We start from the raw sequence: 15,413 nt of genomic DNA on the forward strand, positions 1-15,413 counted from the left end.
CGTCAGGCCAGGTCGTTCGCGGTCCGGATGACCGAGACGATGTCGTCCATGATCTGGGTCATGCCGTAGTCCTTCGGCGTGTAGACCGCGGCGACGCCGGCCTCGATCAGCCGCTTCGCGTCCGAGGTCGGGATGATCCCGCCGACGACGACCGGGACGTCGGCGATCCCCGACTCGCGCAGCTGCGCGATCACGTCCGGCACCAGCTCCATGTGCGATCCCGACAGGATCGACAGGCCGATGCAGTCGACGTCCTCGTCGAGGGCTGCCGCAGCGATCTGCGCCGGGGTGAGGCGGATCCCCTGGTACACGACCTCGAACCCGGCATCGCGAGCGCGCACGGCGATCTGCTCGGCGCCGTTCGAGTGGCCGTCGAGACCAGGCTTGCCGACCAGCAGCCGCAGACGGCCGCCGAGCTCCTCGCCCGTCGCCCGTACGCGGTCGCGGACGGCAGCGAGCTCGGCGCCGGCCTCAGCCACACCGACGACGCCCGTCACGCCGGTGGGCGCCCGGAACTCACCGAAGACCTCCCGCAGCGCGCCGGCCCACTCGCCGGTCGTGACCCCGGCCCGGGCGCAGGCGAGGGTCGCCGTCATCAGGTTGGCGTCGGTCTTGGCGTCGGCGCGGAGCCGGTCGAGCGCCTCGGCCGCACCCGCCTCGTCGCGGACCGAGCGCCACGACGCGAGCCGCTCGATCGCGCCCGCCTCGGCCTGCGGGTCCGCGGTCTGGATCGCGGTGTCGAGATCGGCGGTCAGGGGCGACGGCTCGGTCTCGGTGTAGGCGTTCACGCCGACCACGACGGAGTCGCCGTTCTCGATCGCGGCGCGCCGGGCCGCGTGCGACGCGACCAGCGCCTGCTTCATGTAGCCGTTCTCGACCGCGGCGACGGCCCCGCCCATGGCCTGGATCCGGTCGATCTCCTCCTTCGCGCCGCTGACCAGCTCGTCGACCTTCGCCTCGACGACGTGGCTGCCGTCGAACAGGTCGCCGTACTCCAGCAGGTCCGACTCGAAGGCCAGCACCTGCTGGAGGCGCAGCGACCACTGCTGGTCCCACGGCCGCGGGAGGCCGAGCGCCTCGTTCCACGCCGGGAGCTGGATCGCGCGGGCGCGGGCGTTCTTGCTCAGGCTCACGCCGAGCATCTCGAGCACGATCCGCTGGACGTTGTTCTCGGGCTGGGCCTCGGTGAGACCGAGCGAGTTCACCTGGACGCCGTAGCGGAAGCGACGCATCTTCGGGTCGGTGACGCCGTAGCGGTCGCGGGTGATCTCGTCCCACAGCCGCCCGAAGGCGCGCATCTTGCACATCTCCTCGACGAAGCGCACGCCGGCGTTGACGAAGAACGAGATCCGACCGACGACCTTCTCGAACTCCTCGGCGGGGACCTGCCCCGCGTCACGGACCGCGTCGAGCACCGCGATCGCGGTCGACAGCGCGAACGCCAGCTCCTGCGTCGGTGTCGCACCCGCCTCCTGCAGGTGGTAGCTGCAGATGTTGAGCGGGTTCCACTTCGGCATGTTCACGACCGTGTACGCGATCGTGTCGGTCGTGAGCCGGATCGACGCCTCCGGCGGGAACACGTACGTCCCGCGCGAGAGGTACTCCTTGATGATGTCGTTCTGGGTGGTCCCGGCGAGCTGGCCGATCCACTCCGCCGGATCCTCCCCCGCCGCGCTCGCCTGCTCCTCGGCGACGACCTGGTAGAGGGCGAGCAGCCACATCGCGGTGGCGTTGATGGTCATCGACGTGTTCATCGTCTTCAACGGGATCTCGTCGAAGAGCCGACGCATCTCGCCGAGGTCCGGGATCGGGACACCGACCTTGCCGACCTCGCCGCGGCTCAGCACGTGGTCCGGGTCGTACCCGGTCTGCGTCGGCAGGTCGAACGCCACCGACAGCCCGGTCTGCCCCTTGGCGAGGTTGCGGCGGTAGAGCGCGTTCGAGTCGGACGCAGAGGAGTGCCCGGCGTACGTGCGCATCACCCAGGGACGGTCGCGGTGGGTCGAGTCGGCCATGCGCACAGGTTAGGCCTAAATGACCGGCGAGTAACAGAGGCGTGAGCGGCGTCACGTCCGGCCCGTCCGGCGATCTGTACGCGAGGGGGATGCGGGCGCACACTGGAGGAATGAGCGACGCGCTCGGATACGCCTACATCCCACTGATCAGCCTGGTCGGGATCGGCATCCTCGCGCTCATCCTGCGCTGGGCCCACTCGCCCGGCCGGCGTGTCCCGTGGCCCTCGTACGGGATGCTCACCCCGGTCGCACGGGCGCGGACCGAGGCCCAGGCCGAGGCCACCGCGGTGCACCTGCGCTCGGCCGGGATCCGCGCCTCGGTCACGCACGACCCGCGCGGGTGGCTCGTGCTCGCGTGGCGCGAGCAGGCGCCGACGGCGCGGGCGGTGCTCGCCGTGCGCAAGTCAGCACGCAAGGAGCCGCCGGACTCGCCCGGCGCCGCGCCGCGTACCGCTGGCTAGGCTGCGTCCATGGTCAACCTGACTCGGATCTACACGCGCACCGGCGACGACGGCACGACCCGCCTCGTCGACATGAGCACGACCACGAAGCTCGACACGCGCCTCGTCGCGTACGCCGACACCGACGAGCTGAACAGCCACCTCGGGCACGCGCTCGCGCTCGGTGAGCTCGACGACGACGTGGCCGGTGTCCTGCGGCACGTGCAGAACGACCTGTTCGACGTCGGAGCCGACCTCGGAGCGCCCGTCGTCGAGAACCCCCAGTACCCCCAGCTGCGGGTCGAGGCCGCGTACGTCGAGCGGCTCGAGCAGTGGTGCGACCGCTACAACGCCGAGATCGAGCCGCTGCGATCGTTCATCCTGCCCGGCGGTACGCAGGCCGCTTCCGTGCTGCACGTCGCCCGCACCGTGTGCAGGCGCGCCGAGCGCAGCGCGTGGGCCGCGCTCGACGAGCACGGGGACACGATGAACGTCCTGACCGCGAAGTACCTCAACCGCCTGTCGGACCTGCTCTTCATCCTCGCCCGCTACGCGAACCGCGACAACGGCGACGTCCTCTGGGTCCCCGGCGGCGACCGCTAGGCAACGCCCCCAGCTCTCGATCACTCGCTCCGCTCGCGCCTCGAGCACCGGCGGAAGGCGACTCCCAGCCCCCACCCCGCTCGTCGAGGCCGAGCGCAGCCCCCACCCCGCTCGTCGAGGCCGAGCGCAGCCCCCACCCCGCTCGTCGAGGCCGAGCGCAGCGAGGATCGAGACGAACCCAGCGCTCGCGATCACTCGCTCCGCTCACGCCTCGAGCACCGGCGGAAGGCGACTCGCGGCTAGATGACGTTGTTGACCTCGCGGCCGGGGGGCGAGGACTCCAGCCACGCCAGCAGTCCGGTCAGGGCCTGCGGGCTGAGCCCGAACGACTGCGTCGTGCCGTCGGACATGCGTGTCTCGACCACGACGTTGCCGGCGTGCAGGGCGTACGACTCCGAGCCCTCCGGCTTGCGCCGGCCGGCCACCTCCACGTGGCCGCGCTGGAACGTCTGCGCCGGGCGCGGCGAGAACGAGAACGTGCGGAACCACTGGAGCTCGTGGCCGTTGTAGCGGCCGATGCCCAGGGTCCAGCCGCGCGCGTCACCCGGTTCGTGCTCCTGGCGACGGTTGACGCTCAGGTCGAAGGTGACGCCGCCCCGCGCGAGCAGGCGACGTCGGGCCCCGAGACCCAGGACGGCGAGGATCCCGAGAAGCAGAAGCACGCCGAGGGAGTCGAGCACCCAGAGCCAGATCGGCAATCGTGCCCTCCTCCCTCGACGCGCATCGGTCGATCAGGTCCGAATCAGGACGCGGTCTCGACCGCTCGTACGCGGGCCTCGGCCTGACGAAGCGCGGCTGCGGCTTCCTCGGTCTCGGCGCCTTCGGACTGGCAGCGAGCGAGCTCGCGCTTCGCCTTCTCCAGATCGATGTCGTGCGACATCTCCGCACGCTCCGACAGGATCGAGACGCGGTCGGACGCGACCGAGATGAAGCCGGCGTCGACCGCGGCCACCCAGGTCTCGTTGTCGGTCGTCTCGATCTCCACGACGCCGTCGGCGAGCAGGGACAGCAGCGGACTGTGGCCCGGCAGGATTCCGACGTCGCCCTCGGTCGTGCGAGCCAGCAACGAGGTCGCCTCGCCCGACCACACCACGCGGTCGGCCGAGACCAGCTCGACGTGCAGCGGTTCCGTCATGACAGGATCTCCGTCCCCGCGATCAGGAGTTCTTCTGGATCTCGGCCCAGTTGCGCTCGACGTCGTCGAGGCCACCGCACATGAAGAACGCCTGCTCCGCGACGTGGTCGTACTCGCCGTCGCAGATCTTCTGGAAGGCGTCGACCGTCTCGTCGAGCGGGACGGTCGATCCCTCGATGCCCGTGAACTGCTTCGCCACGTAGGTGTTCTGGGAGAGGAAGCGCTGGATCCGGCGGGCGCGCGAGACGACCGTCTTGTCCTCCTCCGACAGCTCGTCGACACCGAGGATCGCGATGATGTCCTGCAGCTCCTTGTTGCGCTGGAGGATCTGCTTGACGCGGGTCGCGACGCCGTAGTGGTCCGCGCTGATGTAGCGCGGATCGAGGATCCGCGACGTCGAGGTCAACGGGTCCACCGCCGGGTAGATGCCCTGCGAGGCGATCTCACGGCTGAGCTCGGTGGTCGCGTCGAGGTGCGCGAACGTGGTCGCCGGAGCCGGATCGGTGTAGTCGTCCGCGGGCACGTAGATCGCCTGCATCGAGGTGATCGAGTGTCCACGGGTCGAGGTGATCCGCTCCTGGAGGACGCCCATCTCGTCGGCGAGGGTCGGCTGGTAGCCCACCGCGGACGGCATGCGCCCGAGCAGCGTGGAGACTTCCGAGCCGGCCTGCGTGAACCGGAAGATGTTGTCGATGAAGAGGAGCACGTCCTGCTTCTGGACGTCGCGGAAGTACTCCGCCATCGTCAGCGCGGACAGCGCCACGCGCAGACGCGCGCCCGGCGGCTCGTCCATCTGGCCGAACACCAGCGCGGTCTGACCCAGAACGCCCGACTCCTCCATCTCGACGATGAGGTCGTTGCCCTCACGGGTGCGCTCGCCGACGCCGGCGAACACCGACACACCACCGTGGTCGCGCGCGACCCGGGCGATCATCTCCTGGATGAGCACCGTCTTGCCGACGCCCGCGCCGCCGAACAGGCCGATCTTGCCGCCCTGGACGTACGGGGTGAGGAGGTCGATGACCTTGATGCCGGTCTGGAACATCTCGGTCTTCGGCTCCAGCGCGTCGAACGCGGGCGCCTTGCGGTGGATGCCCCAGCGCTCCTGGACGTCGAGCACCTCGCCCTCGGTGAGGTTGAGGCAGTCGCCGATCGTGTTGAACACGTGGCCGAGGGTGACGTCGCCCACCGGCACCGAGATCGGGTCGCCCGTGTCGCTGACGGAGGCACCGCGGACCAGGCCGTCGGTCGGCTGCATCGAGATGGCACGGACCATGCCGTCACCGATGTGCTGCGCGACCTCGAGCGTGAGAGGGCGGCCCTCCGCGTCCAGGGCGGTGTGCACCTGGAGCGCGTTGTAGATGTCGGGCATCGCATCGGTGGGGAACTCGATGTCGATGACCGGACCGATCACCCGGGAGATGCGCCCCGTGGCGGTCTGAGTCTCGTCGATCGTGGCAGTCATGTCTCTCACTCACTCCCGGCGGTCGCGTCGGCCAGGGCGTCCGCGCCACCGACGATCTCACTGATTTCCTGGGTAATACCGGCCTGGCGGGCCTGGTTGGCGATACGGGTGTACTTCTGGATGAGGTCTTCGGCGTTGTCCGTGGCGTTCTTCATCGCCTGCTGGCGCGCCGCCAGCTCGGATGCCGCCCCCTGGAGGAGGCAGAAGTACAGCCGCTGGTTGACGTACTTCGGGAGAAGCGCGTCGAGCACGTCCTCCGCCGAGGGCTCGAACTCGTACAGCGGGTGCGAGTCCTCCGGGCTGGTCGGGGTCTCCCCCTCGACGACCTCGAGCGGCAGGAGGCGGATGACGTCCGGCTCCTGGCTGATCATCGAGCGGAACCGGGTGAACACGACGTGGAGCTCGTCGACCGCGCGCGCCGGGTCCCCGGTCTCGGGATCCTCGGGGTCGATCAGGAACGCACTCGTGAGCACGTTGCCGATCTCGCGGGCGTGGTCGTACTCCGGCCGGTCCGAGAACCCCGTCCAGGTCTGGACGACCGGGCGCTGACGGAAGCGGTAGTACGCCTCCGCCTTGCGGCCCGACGCGTACAGGTCGACTTCCTTGCCCTCGCCCTTGAGCTTCTCGACGAGCCGCTCGGCCTCCTTGAGGACGGCCGAGGAGTACGAGCCGGCGAGCCCACGGTCGCTGGAGATCACCAGGACCGCGGCGCGCTTCGGCTCCGGGTGCTCGGTGAGCAGCCGGTGCTCGACGTGGCCGTACGTCGCGAGGGCCGAGACCGCGCGCGTGAGCTCACGGGCGTACGGCGTCGCCGCCGCGGCCCGCTGCTGCGCCTTGATGATGCGGGACGCAGCGATGAGCTCCATGGCGCGCGTGATCTTCTTCATCGACTGCGTCGACCTGATCTTCGCGCGGTACTCGCGCAGTGAGGTGGCCATCGGGGCTCAGCCTCGCTTCTGCGCGACGATCTGCTCCTGATCGACGTCCTCGTCGCTCAGCGCCTCGTGCTCCTCGTGGCCGGCCTTGATCGAGCCGCCCTCGGACGTCTCGAACTGGTCGGCGAAGTCGTCGTAGGCCGACTCGAGCGACTCGGCGGTGTCGTCGCCGAACTTGCCGGACTCGCGGATGGAGCTCAGGACCTCGCTGCGGTCGCGGCGCAGGAAGTCCAGGAACTCGGTCTCGAAGCGCTGCACGTCCTCGACCGGGACGGGGTCGAGCTTGCCGCTCGTGCCCGCCCACAGGCTCACGACCTGCTCCTCGACCGGGAACGGCTCGTACTGGCCCTGCCGGAACAGCGCCATCAGCCGCTCACCGCGCGCCAGCTGCTGCTTCGACGCGGCGTCCAGGTCGGAGGCGAACATCGCGAAGGCCTCCATGGCGCGGTACTGCGCCAGCTCGACCTTGATCGAGCCGGTGACGGCCTTCATCGACTTCAGCATGGCCGCGCTGCCGACCCGCGACACCGAGATGCCGACGTCGACCGCGGGGCGCTGGTTGGAGTTGAAGAGGTCCGACTGGAGGAAGATCTGCCCGTCGGTGATGGAGATGACGTTCGTCGGGATGTAGGCCGACACGTCGTTGGCCTTCGTCTCGACGATCGGCAGACCGGTCATCGAGCCGGCACCCATCTCGTCCGACAGCTTCGCGCAGCGCTCCAGCAGCCGGCTGTGCAGGTAGAAGACGTCACCCGGGTACGCCTCGCGGCCCGGCGGGCGGCGCAGGAGCAGCGAGACCGCGCGGTACGCCTCGGCCTGCTTGGAGAGGTCGTCGAAGACGATCAGCACGTGCTTGCCGTCGTACATCCACTGCTGGCCGATGGCCGAGCCGGTGTACGGGGCGAGGTACTTGAAGCCGGCGGCCTCGGAGGCCGGCGCGGCGACGATCGTCGTGTACTCGAGCGCGCCGGCGTCCTCGAGGGCCGAGCGGATCGAGGCGATCGTCGAGCCCTTCTGGCCGATCGCGACGTAGATGCAGCGGACCTGCTGGTCCGGATCACCGGAGTCCCAGGCCTGCTTCTGGTTGATGATCGTGTCGATCGCGATCGCCGTCTTGCCGGTCTGGCGGTCGCCGATGATCAGCTGGCGCTGGCCGCGGCCGATCGGGGTCATCGAGTCGATCGCCTTGATGCCGGTCATCAGCGGCTCGTGCACGCTCTTGCGCTGCACGACGGTCGGCGCCTGGAGCTCGAGCGCGCGGCGCCCGGAGGTCTCGACGTCGCCCAGCCCGTCGATCGGGGTGCCGAGCGGGTCGACGACGCGGCCGAGGTAGCCGTCGCCGACGGGCACCGAGAGCACCTCGCCGGTGCGCTTGACCTTCTGGCCCTCCTCGATGCCGGCGAAGTCGCCGAGGACCACGACGCCGATCTCGCGCACGTCGAGGTTCAGCGCCAGACCGAGCGTGCCGTCCTCGAACTCGAGCAGCTCGTTGGCCATCGTCGACGGCAGGCCCTCGACACGGGCGATGCCGTCCATCGCCTCCGAGACGACGCCGATCTCCTCGGTCGTCGCCTGCGGCTTGTAGTCGCTGACGAACTGCTGGAGCGCGTCGCGAATCTCGTCCGGACGGATCGTGAGCTCCGCCATGTCAGTGCCTGCCTTCTTCTCGATCGTGCTGGGGGATGTCAAGGGTGGTGCTGGTGCTGTCGGGCATCGCTCAGCCGACCAGACCCCGCCGAGCCTCGGCGAGCTTGGTGGCGACCGTGGCGTCGATCCGCTCACCGGCGATGTCGACGGACAGGCCGCCGATCACCGCCGGGTCGACGTGGACGTCGACGTGTACGTCTCGACCGTACTTGCGCCCGAGGACAGCAGCCAAACGCTCGCGCTCGGCCGTCTCGAGCGGGTAGGCCGAGGTCACGGTCGCGCTCAGGCGACCCTCACGCTCGACCGCCGCCGAACCGAAGTCCGAGAGGGTCTGCTCGAAGCCGCGGTGACGCCCGGCGGCCGCCTGCCGCGCGAGCGCCGCGGACGCGGCGTCGACCTTGCCGTCGACCAGCCGGCCGGCCAGGTCGGCCCTGGCGTCCACCGGGGCGGTCCGGTCGTTCAGGGCCTGCCGCAGCTCGACGTCGCCGGTGACGACCGTCGAGAACGAGAACAGCTCGTCCGCCACGGTCTCCAGGGCGCCGGCGCGCTCGGCCTGGCCGAGGACCGCCTGGACCCCGGCCTGCTCCAGTGCGTCAGCCACGTCGCGTGCGGAGCTCCAGCGCGCGGACGCCGCGACGACCACGATCCGGAGCGCGCCCTCGCCGACGTGCGGGCCGAACAGCGATCGGGCGAGGCCCGCCTTCGCGTCCTGCTCGGTCGCGGGGTCGGAGAGCACCCGTCGGAGCACCGGGTTCGCGTCGAGCGCCGCGACGACCGCGAAGACCTCCTGGCCCACCGCGACCCCGTCCGCACCGTCGGCGGTCGCGCCGCCGACGGACTCCAGGACGGACTCGAGGGAGGCCGCCGAGACGCCGCGCATCAGTTCGCCGATCCGTTCGACGAGCCCTCGAGATCGACCATGAAGCGCTCGACCGTACGGCGCTGGCGCGCCTCGTCCTCGAGCGACTCACCGACGATGCTGGAGGCGAGCTGGGTCGAGATCTCGCCGACCTCGCGCCGCAGCTGCTGGATCGCCTGCACGCGCTCGGCCTCGATCTGGCTGTGCGCGGATGCCGTGATCCGGTCGGCCTCGGCCTGGGCCTGCGACCGCATCTCGGCGACGATCTCGGCACCCTGCTCGCGCGCCTCCTCGCGGATGCGCGCAGCCTCGTGCCGGGCCTCGGCGAGCTGGGCGGTGTACTTCTCCAGCGCCTCCTTGGCCTCGTCCTGGGCCCGCTCGGCCTCCTTCATGCCGCCTTCGATCGCGGCGGTGCGTTCGGCGTACGCCTTCTCGAAGCTCGGGACGACGAACTTCGCGATGAGCGCGACCAGGATCAGGAAGAAGACGATGCCGAGGATGATCTCGGGGACGTGCGGGATGAGCGGGTTGAGCTCTTCGGCCGCCAGGATGCTGCTACTCATGAGCTGACCTCGTCAGTGGGTTGGCTGGTGCGATCTCGTCACGCGGTCGTCAGAGGACGAACGCGAGCGCGATGCCGATGATCGCCAGCGCCTCGGCGAGCGCGAACCCGAGGATCGCGATCGTCTGGAGGCGCGACTGCGCCTCGGGCTGGCGGGCGACACCGTTGATGTACGCGGCGAAGATCAGGCCGATGCCCACACCGGGGCCGATGGCGGCGAGACCGTAACCGACCATGTTGAGGGAGCCTTCCACGGCTGTTCCTTTCGTCGTGACGCGAGGTGCGTCGCTGGGGTGATTCGTGCGCGGTATGAAGTTGTCGGTCGGGGGGACGGCGCAGGCGCCGTCGTGCTCAGTGCTCGTCGGCGAGCGCGCCGCCGACGTACTGAGCGGTGAGCAGGGTGAAGACGTAGGCCTGGAGGAACATCACCAGGACCTCGAGGAAGCCGACGGCGATCGCGAGGACCCACGCGATCACGCCGACCGGGATGTAGGCGGCGTTGCCGGAGTCGAAGACGAGGTAGGTGCCGCCCAGGGTGAAGAGGAGGAGCAGCAGGTGGCCCGCGAACATGTTGGCGAAGAGTCGCAGCGCGAGCGTGACCGGCCGGACGAGGATGTTCGAGATGAACTCCAGCGGCACGATCAGCAGGAGCACCGGGCCCTTGACGCCGCCGGGGACGGACTGGAGCTTCAGGTAGCCGCCGAACCCGTGCTTCGCGATCCCGACCCCGTTGTAGAGGAGCCAGGTGAGCAGCGCCAGTCCGTAGGCGTACCCGACGTGGGAGAAGGTCGGGAACTGCAGGAGCGGGACGAGACCCCAGTAGTTGTTCACGACGATCAGGAAGAACAGAGCCGTGAGGTAGGGGACGAACCGCATGTAGTCGGCGGACCCGATCGAGTCGCGGGCGATGCCGTTGCGCACGAAGTTGTACGCGAGCTCGCCGGCGAACTGGAGCCTGCCGGGAACGACGGCGGCGCGGCGCGACGCGGCGTAGAAGAACACGAAGACCACGAGGGCCGCCAGCACGTAGAGCACCATCGGCTTGGTGATCCCCGCGACGATCGCGGGAAGGTCGAAGTCGGCGGGACCCGGCGAGTGGAACTCGGCGAGGTCGGTCCGTCCGGCGATGGTCACTCGTTCACCTCATCAAGGGCTGCGTCGCGCACGGGGTGCGCGGGCGTCATGGATACGTCGAACAGCTCGGGGCGGGGTGGTGCAATCAGGACGGGTGTCGCGTCGTGGCGACCACGGTGTAGATCCCCAAGGCAGCGCCGACGATCACGCCGATCGCCACCATGAAGGAGGTCTCCCACCAGCGATCGAGGAGGTACCCGATCGCGCCGTACACCAAGACGCCCCCACTGATCCGGCCGACGGCGACCCAGGGGTCCGTCGAGGGTGTTGGTGGGTTCGTGCTCATTGCCCACCGAACGGTAGCACGGCAGCATCACCGCTCCTCCCCCAGGTCGTAGAGGGGAGTACGGCTGCGCGTGGCCGCAACGATCTCGATCACGGTCACCGCGAGCGTACAGGCGATGACGGTCAGCCCGAGCGCCGCCGCGTCGATCTGGTCGCCGAGGACACCGCTGCGCGCGAGCACCACGGCGCCGAGCAGCAGCAGGAGGATCTTGGTGCCGTACAGCAGGAGCGCGACGAGCAGCGCGTTGCCGCTGGCCTGCTCGGTCAGCGGCGGCAGGACGGTCGCCGTGACCCCGAAGAACACGAGCACGACGCCGGCTCCCACGAGGGCTCCGAGCGCCCCGGACAGGCCCGCCGCGACCGCGGCGACCACGACGCACACGACGGCGACCGCCACAGCGCTCCCCACGAGCACGCGCCTGGGTCGCGCGGCTCGGGATCGTGAGCTCTCGGTCGTCATGGGGCGGCCGTCCAAAGGTGCTGGGTCAGTGCTTGTGAAAAGTAGCACAAGGTGTTCCCTCGACCCTACCCCGGGTCCATCCGACCAGGTCAGCCCGGGTCCGTCCCGCCGTCGGCGCGACCCCGGCCGACGCCGCTCAGCGCTGGGTCTCGGGTGCGCCGAGGCGTGGCAGCCAGAACACCACGAAGGCGGTCACGACCGCCATCACCGTCACACCGAGGATCGCCCGCCAGCCGCCGATCAGGCCGACCACGACCGTCCCGAAGGCGACGAGCCCGGCGATCATGTACATCACGAGGACCGCACGGCGGTGCGAGTGGCCGATCTCGAGCAGCCGGTGGTGCAGGTGCATCTTGTCCGGCGCGAAGGGCGAGCGGCCCGCCCGGGTCCGGCGTACGACCGCCATCAGCAGGTCGACGAACGGGACCAGGAGCACGGCGAAGGGCAGCAGCAGCGGCAGCACGGCCGGCAGCAGCGACGCGTCGGCCCCGCCGAGGCCCCGGATCGACTCCGTCGCGGCGAACCGGCCGGACAGCGAGATCGCCGAGCTCGCCAGGACGAAGCCGATCAGCATCGCGCCGGCGTCCCCGATGAACATCCGCGCCGGGTTGAAGTTGTGCGGCAGGATCCCCGCGCACACGCCGGCGAGCGCGGCGCACAGCATCGCCGACGCGATCGCGTTGGTCTGCCGGTTCTCGGAGACGAGCACGAACGCGTAGACGAAGAACGCGACCGCGCCGATGCCGACCACCCCGGCTGCCAGCCCGTCCAGCCCGTCGACGAAGTTGACGGCGTTCACGCAGATCACGATCACCAGCACCGAGAACAGGATCGCCTGCACCGGGTCGATGCTCACCGTGTTGCCGGGGAACGGGAGGTAGACCAGCTGGACGCCCATCGAGACCGTGATCACCGCGGCGAAGACCTGGCCCGCGAACTTCGTCAGCGCGTCCAGCTCGTACATGTCGTCGATCACGCCGACGATCGTGATAACCGTCGCCCCCACCATGACGGCGCCGGCGTCGGCCAGCACCGCGTCCTCGGACTCCGACAGGAACGGCATCCGCGAGGCCACGAGGTAGGCCGCGAGCAGGCCGAGCATCATCGCCACGCCACCGAAGTACGGGATCGGGACGGCGTGCACGTCACGGTCCCGTACCGGTGCGCACGCACCGACGCGGATCGCCGACTCGCGGGCGATCACCGCGAGCAGGTACGTGACCGCGACCGCGACGCAGAAGACGACGAGGTACTCGCGCACGGCTAGGCGACCTCGATCCCGAGCTCCGCGATCCGGTCGAGTCCGACCGCGCCGATCCGGACCACGCGCGGGCGCTCGCCGGTGCAGTCGACGATCGTGGACGGCACCCCACCCTCCGAGGGCCCGCCGTCGAGGTAGACCGCGACGGAGTCCCCGAGCTGCTCGGTGGCCTCGTCCACGGTCGTCGCGGCGTCCCGGCCGGTCTTGTTCGCGCTCGAGACCGCGAGCGGCCCCGTGCGCTCGAGCAGGGCGAGGGCGTTCGGGTCCGCCGGCATCCGCACCGCGACCGTGCCCCGGGTCTCCCCCAGGTCCCACGACAGCGACTCCTGCTGGTGGCAGATCACGGTCAACGGCCCCGGCCAGAGCGCCTCGGTCAGCGTCACCACCTCGTCGGGGACCTGCGACGCCAGCGCGTACAGGGCCGGCGTCGCCGCGATCAGCACGGGCGGCGGCATCGAGCGGCCGCGGCCCTTCGCGGCCAGCAGCGCAGCCACGGCGTCCGGCTTGAACGCATCGGCGGCGATGCCGTAGACCGTGTCGGTCGGCATCACCACCAGGTCGCCGCTGCTCAGCGCGATCGCTGCGGCGTCAAGGCCGAGGGCGCGCTCGTCGTCGTCGTCGAGGCAGGAGAACCGTTCGCTCACAGACGCCATCGTGCCAGCAACGTCACCGGGCGCGGCGCCGGGCGACCACGAATCGCGGACGACCCGCCAGATCGGGCCGGTCGTCGACCCGGTCGAAGGCCTCGGAGGCGACGAAGACCGCCGGCGCCGACTCGGCCTGGACCTCGGCGTGCTCGGCGGCGACCCACCCGCCGGCGCGCAGCAGCCGCGCCGCCGTCGCGGCGACCGCGCGCATCGCGTCCAGCCCGTCCTCACCGGAGAACAGCGCTGCCTCGGGGTCGTGGTCGCGGACCTCGGGCGTCACCGACTCCCAGGCGACGAGCGGGATGTACGGGGGGTTGCTCAGCACCAGGTCCACCGTGCCGTCGAGGTCGGCGAACGCGTCCGCCAGATCACCGCGGCGCAGGTCGACGCCGAGCCCGTCGAGGTTGCGCCGGGCCCAGCCGTACGCATCCTCGCTCAGCTCGACCGCGTGCACCCGCGCGCCGGGGTGCTCCGCTGCCACCGCTCCCGCGATCGCACCGGAGCCGGTACCGAGGTCCACGACGACGGGCGCGGCGACGTCGACGTCGTGGAGCCTCTCGAGAGCCCAGTCGACCAGGCTCTCGGTCTCCGGCCGAGGCACGAACACGCCCGGCCCGACCTCGAGCTCACGGTGCCGGAACGGAGCGGTCCCGGTCAGGTGCTGCAACGGCTCGCGTCGCTCCCGACGCGCGAGCAGCACCTCGTACGCGTGCGCCGACGCCTCGTCGAGGTCGTCGGCGACCAGCAGCGCACCACGCGGCACGCCGAGGACGTGGGCGAGCAGGAGCTCCGCGTCGGTGCGGGGCGAGTCGACTCCCGCCGCGGACAGCCGCACGGCGGCCTCCGCCAGGGCCGTACGGACCGGCGTCACCGACCGCCGTCCTCGATCGCCGCCAGCCGGGACGCGAGATCGGCCTCCACACAGGCGCCGATCACGTCGTCCAGCGAGCCGTCCATCACCTGGTCGAGGTTGTACGCCTTGAATCCGACCCGGTGGTCGGAGATCCGGTTCTCGGGGAAGTTGTAGGTGCGGATCCGCTCGGACCGGTCGACGGTGCGGACCTGCGAGCGGCGTGCGTCCGACGCCTCGGCGTCGGCCGCCTCCTGCGCGGCCTGGAGCAGGCGCGAGCGCAGGATCCGCATCGCCTGCTCCTTGTTCTGGAGCTGGCTCTTCTCGTTCTGGCAGGAGACGACGATGCCGGTCGGCAGGTGGGTGATCCGGACCGCCGAGTCCGTCGTGTTCACGCTCTGGCCGCCCGGGCCGGACGAGCGGTAGACGTCGATCCGCAGATCGTTGTCGTGCACCTCGACGTCGACCGTCTCCGCCTCGGGGAGCACGAGCACGCCGGCCGCGGACGTGTGCACGCGCCCCTGCGACTCCGTGACGGGGACCCGTTGCACACGGTGGACCCCGCCCTCGAAGCGCAGCTTCGCGTACGGCGCCTGGCCGGGCTCGGGCGTCCCCTTGGCCTTCACACCGACGGTCACCGACTTGTAGCCGCCGAGGTCGGACTCGTTGGCGTCGATGATCTCGGTCTTCCAGCCCTGGGTCTCCGCCCAGCGGAGGTACATCCGCAGCAGGTCCCCGGCGAACAGCGCGGACTCCTCGCCACCCTCGCCGGCCTTGATCTCCAGGATCGCGTCCTTCGAGTCCGCCTCGTCGCGCGGCACCAGCTGGCGTTCGAGCCGCTCGGCCAGCTCGTCGATGCGGACCGCGAGCGCCTCGCTCTCGGCCGCGAACGCGGGATCCTCGTCGGCGAGCTCACGAGCCGCCTCGAGGTCGTCGCCGGCGGTGCGCCACTCGTCGTACGTCCGCACGATCGCGGTCAGCTCCGCGTAGCGGCGCCCGAGCCGGCGCGCCAGCGCCTGGTCGGCGTGCACGGCGGGGTCGGCCATCCGCTGCTCGAGCTCGGCGTGCTCGGCGACCAGCGACTGCACGGCGTCGAACCTGCTCACGATGCGCTC

18 protein-coding genes are annotated in these 15,413 nt (G+C 70.5%); 2 read left to right on the top strand and 16 right to left on the bottom strand.

Annotated features, from left to right (window positions below; all coding sequences use genetic code 11):
* Positions 1-2 precede the first annotated feature (2 nt).
* Positions 3-2,015, bottom strand: coding sequence for a protein meaA (locus CLV56_RS03230; RefSeq protein WP_039370321.1), 2,013 nt, complete (start codon positions 2,013-2,015; stop codon positions 3-5).
* 110 nt (positions 2,016-2,125) lie between these two features.
* On the opposite strand from CLV56_RS03230, the gene CLV56_RS03235 reads away from it, so the two are divergent.
* A complete protein-coding gene (locus tag CLV56_RS03235; RefSeq protein ID WP_039342106.1) occupies positions 2,126-2,476 on the top strand; it encodes a hypothetical protein in 351 nt (116 codons plus the stop codon).
* 9 nt (positions 2,477-2,485) lie between these two features.
* On the top strand, positions 2,486-3,058 hold the full coding sequence (locus tag CLV56_RS03240; RefSeq protein WP_039342109.1) for a cob(I)yrinic acid a,c-diamide adenosyltransferase: 573 nt from the start codon (positions 2,486-2,488) through the stop codon (positions 3,056-3,058).
* 239 nt (positions 3,059-3,297) lie between these two features.
* Here the strand turns inward: CLV56_RS03240 and CLV56_RS03245 are convergent, their stop codons facing one another.
* The 15 genes from CLV56_RS03245 to prfA form a co-directional block, all read right to left on the bottom strand.
* Positions 3,298-3,756 carry a DUF2550 domain-containing protein gene (locus tag CLV56_RS03245; RefSeq protein ID WP_039342112.1) on the bottom strand — a complete coding sequence of 153 codons (459 nt, stop codon included), beginning with the start codon at positions 3,754-3,756 and terminating at the stop codon, positions 3,298-3,300.
* Positions 3,757-3,800: 44 nt separating this feature from the next.
* Positions 3,801-4,193, bottom strand: coding sequence for a F0F1 ATP synthase subunit epsilon (locus CLV56_RS03250; protein ID WP_039342114.1), 393 nt, complete (start codon positions 4,191-4,193; stop codon positions 3,801-3,803).
* Between the two features lie 22 nt (positions 4,194-4,215).
* Positions 4,216-5,658: a F0F1 ATP synthase subunit beta gene (atpD, locus tag CLV56_RS03255; RefSeq protein ID WP_039342117.1), complete on the bottom strand. Its 1,443-nt coding sequence runs from the start codon at positions 5,656-5,658 to the stop codon at positions 4,216-4,218.
* A gap of 5 nt (positions 5,659-5,663) precedes the next feature.
* The gene (locus tag CLV56_RS03260) at positions 5,664-6,596 is read right to left on the bottom strand and encodes a F0F1 ATP synthase subunit gamma (protein WP_039342120.1); all 933 of its coding nucleotides are present in this window, start codon (positions 6,594-6,596) and stop codon (positions 5,664-5,666) included.
* A gap of 6 nt (positions 6,597-6,602) precedes the next feature.
* The gene (gene atpA / locus CLV56_RS03265; protein WP_039342123.1) at positions 6,603-8,240 is read right to left on the bottom strand and encodes a F0F1 ATP synthase subunit alpha; all 1,638 of its coding nucleotides are present in this window, start codon (positions 8,238-8,240) and stop codon (positions 6,603-6,605) included.
* Between the two features lie 70 nt (positions 8,241-8,310).
* Positions 8,311-9,120: a F0F1 ATP synthase subunit delta gene (locus CLV56_RS03270; protein WP_039342125.1), complete on the bottom strand. Its 810-nt coding sequence runs from the start codon at positions 9,118-9,120 to the stop codon at positions 8,311-8,313.
* Entirely contained in the window at positions 9,120-9,662 is a 543-nt protein-coding gene (locus CLV56_RS03275; RefSeq protein WP_039342128.1) for a F0F1 ATP synthase subunit B, read from the bottom strand. The genes CLV56_RS03270 and CLV56_RS03275 overlap by 1 nt, the downstream gene beginning before the upstream one ends.
* Positions 9,663-9,711: 49 nt before the next feature.
* Positions 9,712-9,897, bottom strand: a complete 186-nt coding sequence (gene atpE / locus CLV56_RS03280; protein WP_100414378.1) for an ATP synthase F0 subunit C — start codon at positions 9,895-9,897, stop codon at positions 9,712-9,714.
* A 115-nt stretch (positions 9,898-10,012) separates the two neighbouring features.
* Positions 10,013-10,795 carry a F0F1 ATP synthase subunit A gene (gene atpB / locus CLV56_RS03285; RefSeq protein WP_245857561.1) on the bottom strand — a complete coding sequence of 261 codons (783 nt, stop codon included), beginning with the start codon at positions 10,793-10,795 and terminating at the stop codon, positions 10,013-10,015.
* An 85-nt stretch (positions 10,796-10,880) separates the two neighbouring features.
* Positions 10,881-11,081 (bottom strand): AtpZ/AtpI family protein, encoded by a 201-nt coding sequence (locus tag CLV56_RS20485; protein WP_039342132.1) that lies wholly within the window; start codon positions 11,079-11,081, stop codon positions 10,881-10,883.
* Between the two features lie 27 nt (positions 11,082-11,108).
* Positions 11,109-11,489 (bottom strand): Cg1360 family ATP-synthase-associated protein, encoded by a 381-nt coding sequence (locus tag CLV56_RS03290; protein ID WP_157805046.1) that lies wholly within the window; start codon positions 11,487-11,489, stop codon positions 11,109-11,111.
* 187 nt (positions 11,490-11,676) lie between these two features.
* The gene (locus tag CLV56_RS03295) at positions 11,677-12,801 is read right to left on the bottom strand and encodes an MraY family glycosyltransferase (RefSeq protein ID WP_039342134.1); all 1,125 of its coding nucleotides are present in this window, start codon (positions 12,799-12,801) and stop codon (positions 11,677-11,679) included.
* A gap of 2 nt (positions 12,802-12,803) precedes the next feature.
* Positions 12,804-13,454 (bottom strand): L-threonylcarbamoyladenylate synthase, encoded by a 651-nt coding sequence (locus CLV56_RS03300; protein ID WP_039342137.1) that lies wholly within the window; start codon positions 13,452-13,454, stop codon positions 12,804-12,806.
* 13 nt (positions 13,455-13,467) lie between these two features.
* Positions 13,468-14,319 carry a peptide chain release factor N(5)-glutamine methyltransferase gene (gene prmC, locus CLV56_RS03305; protein WP_100414380.1) on the bottom strand — a complete coding sequence of 284 codons (852 nt, stop codon included), beginning with the start codon at positions 14,317-14,319 and terminating at the stop codon, positions 13,468-13,470.
* The gene (gene prfA, locus CLV56_RS03310) at positions 14,316-15,404 is read right to left on the bottom strand and encodes a peptide chain release factor 1 (protein WP_039342138.1); all 1,089 of its coding nucleotides are present in this window, start codon (positions 15,402-15,404) and stop codon (positions 14,316-14,318) included. The genes prmC and prfA overlap by 4 nt, the downstream gene beginning before the upstream one ends.
* Positions 15,405-15,413 lie beyond the last annotated feature (9 nt).

Source organism: Mumia flava (genome assembly GCF_002797495.1).
In the GTDB taxonomy this organism is placed as follows: domain Bacteria; phylum Actinomycetota; class Actinomycetes; order Propionibacteriales; family Nocardioidaceae; genus Mumia; species Mumia flava.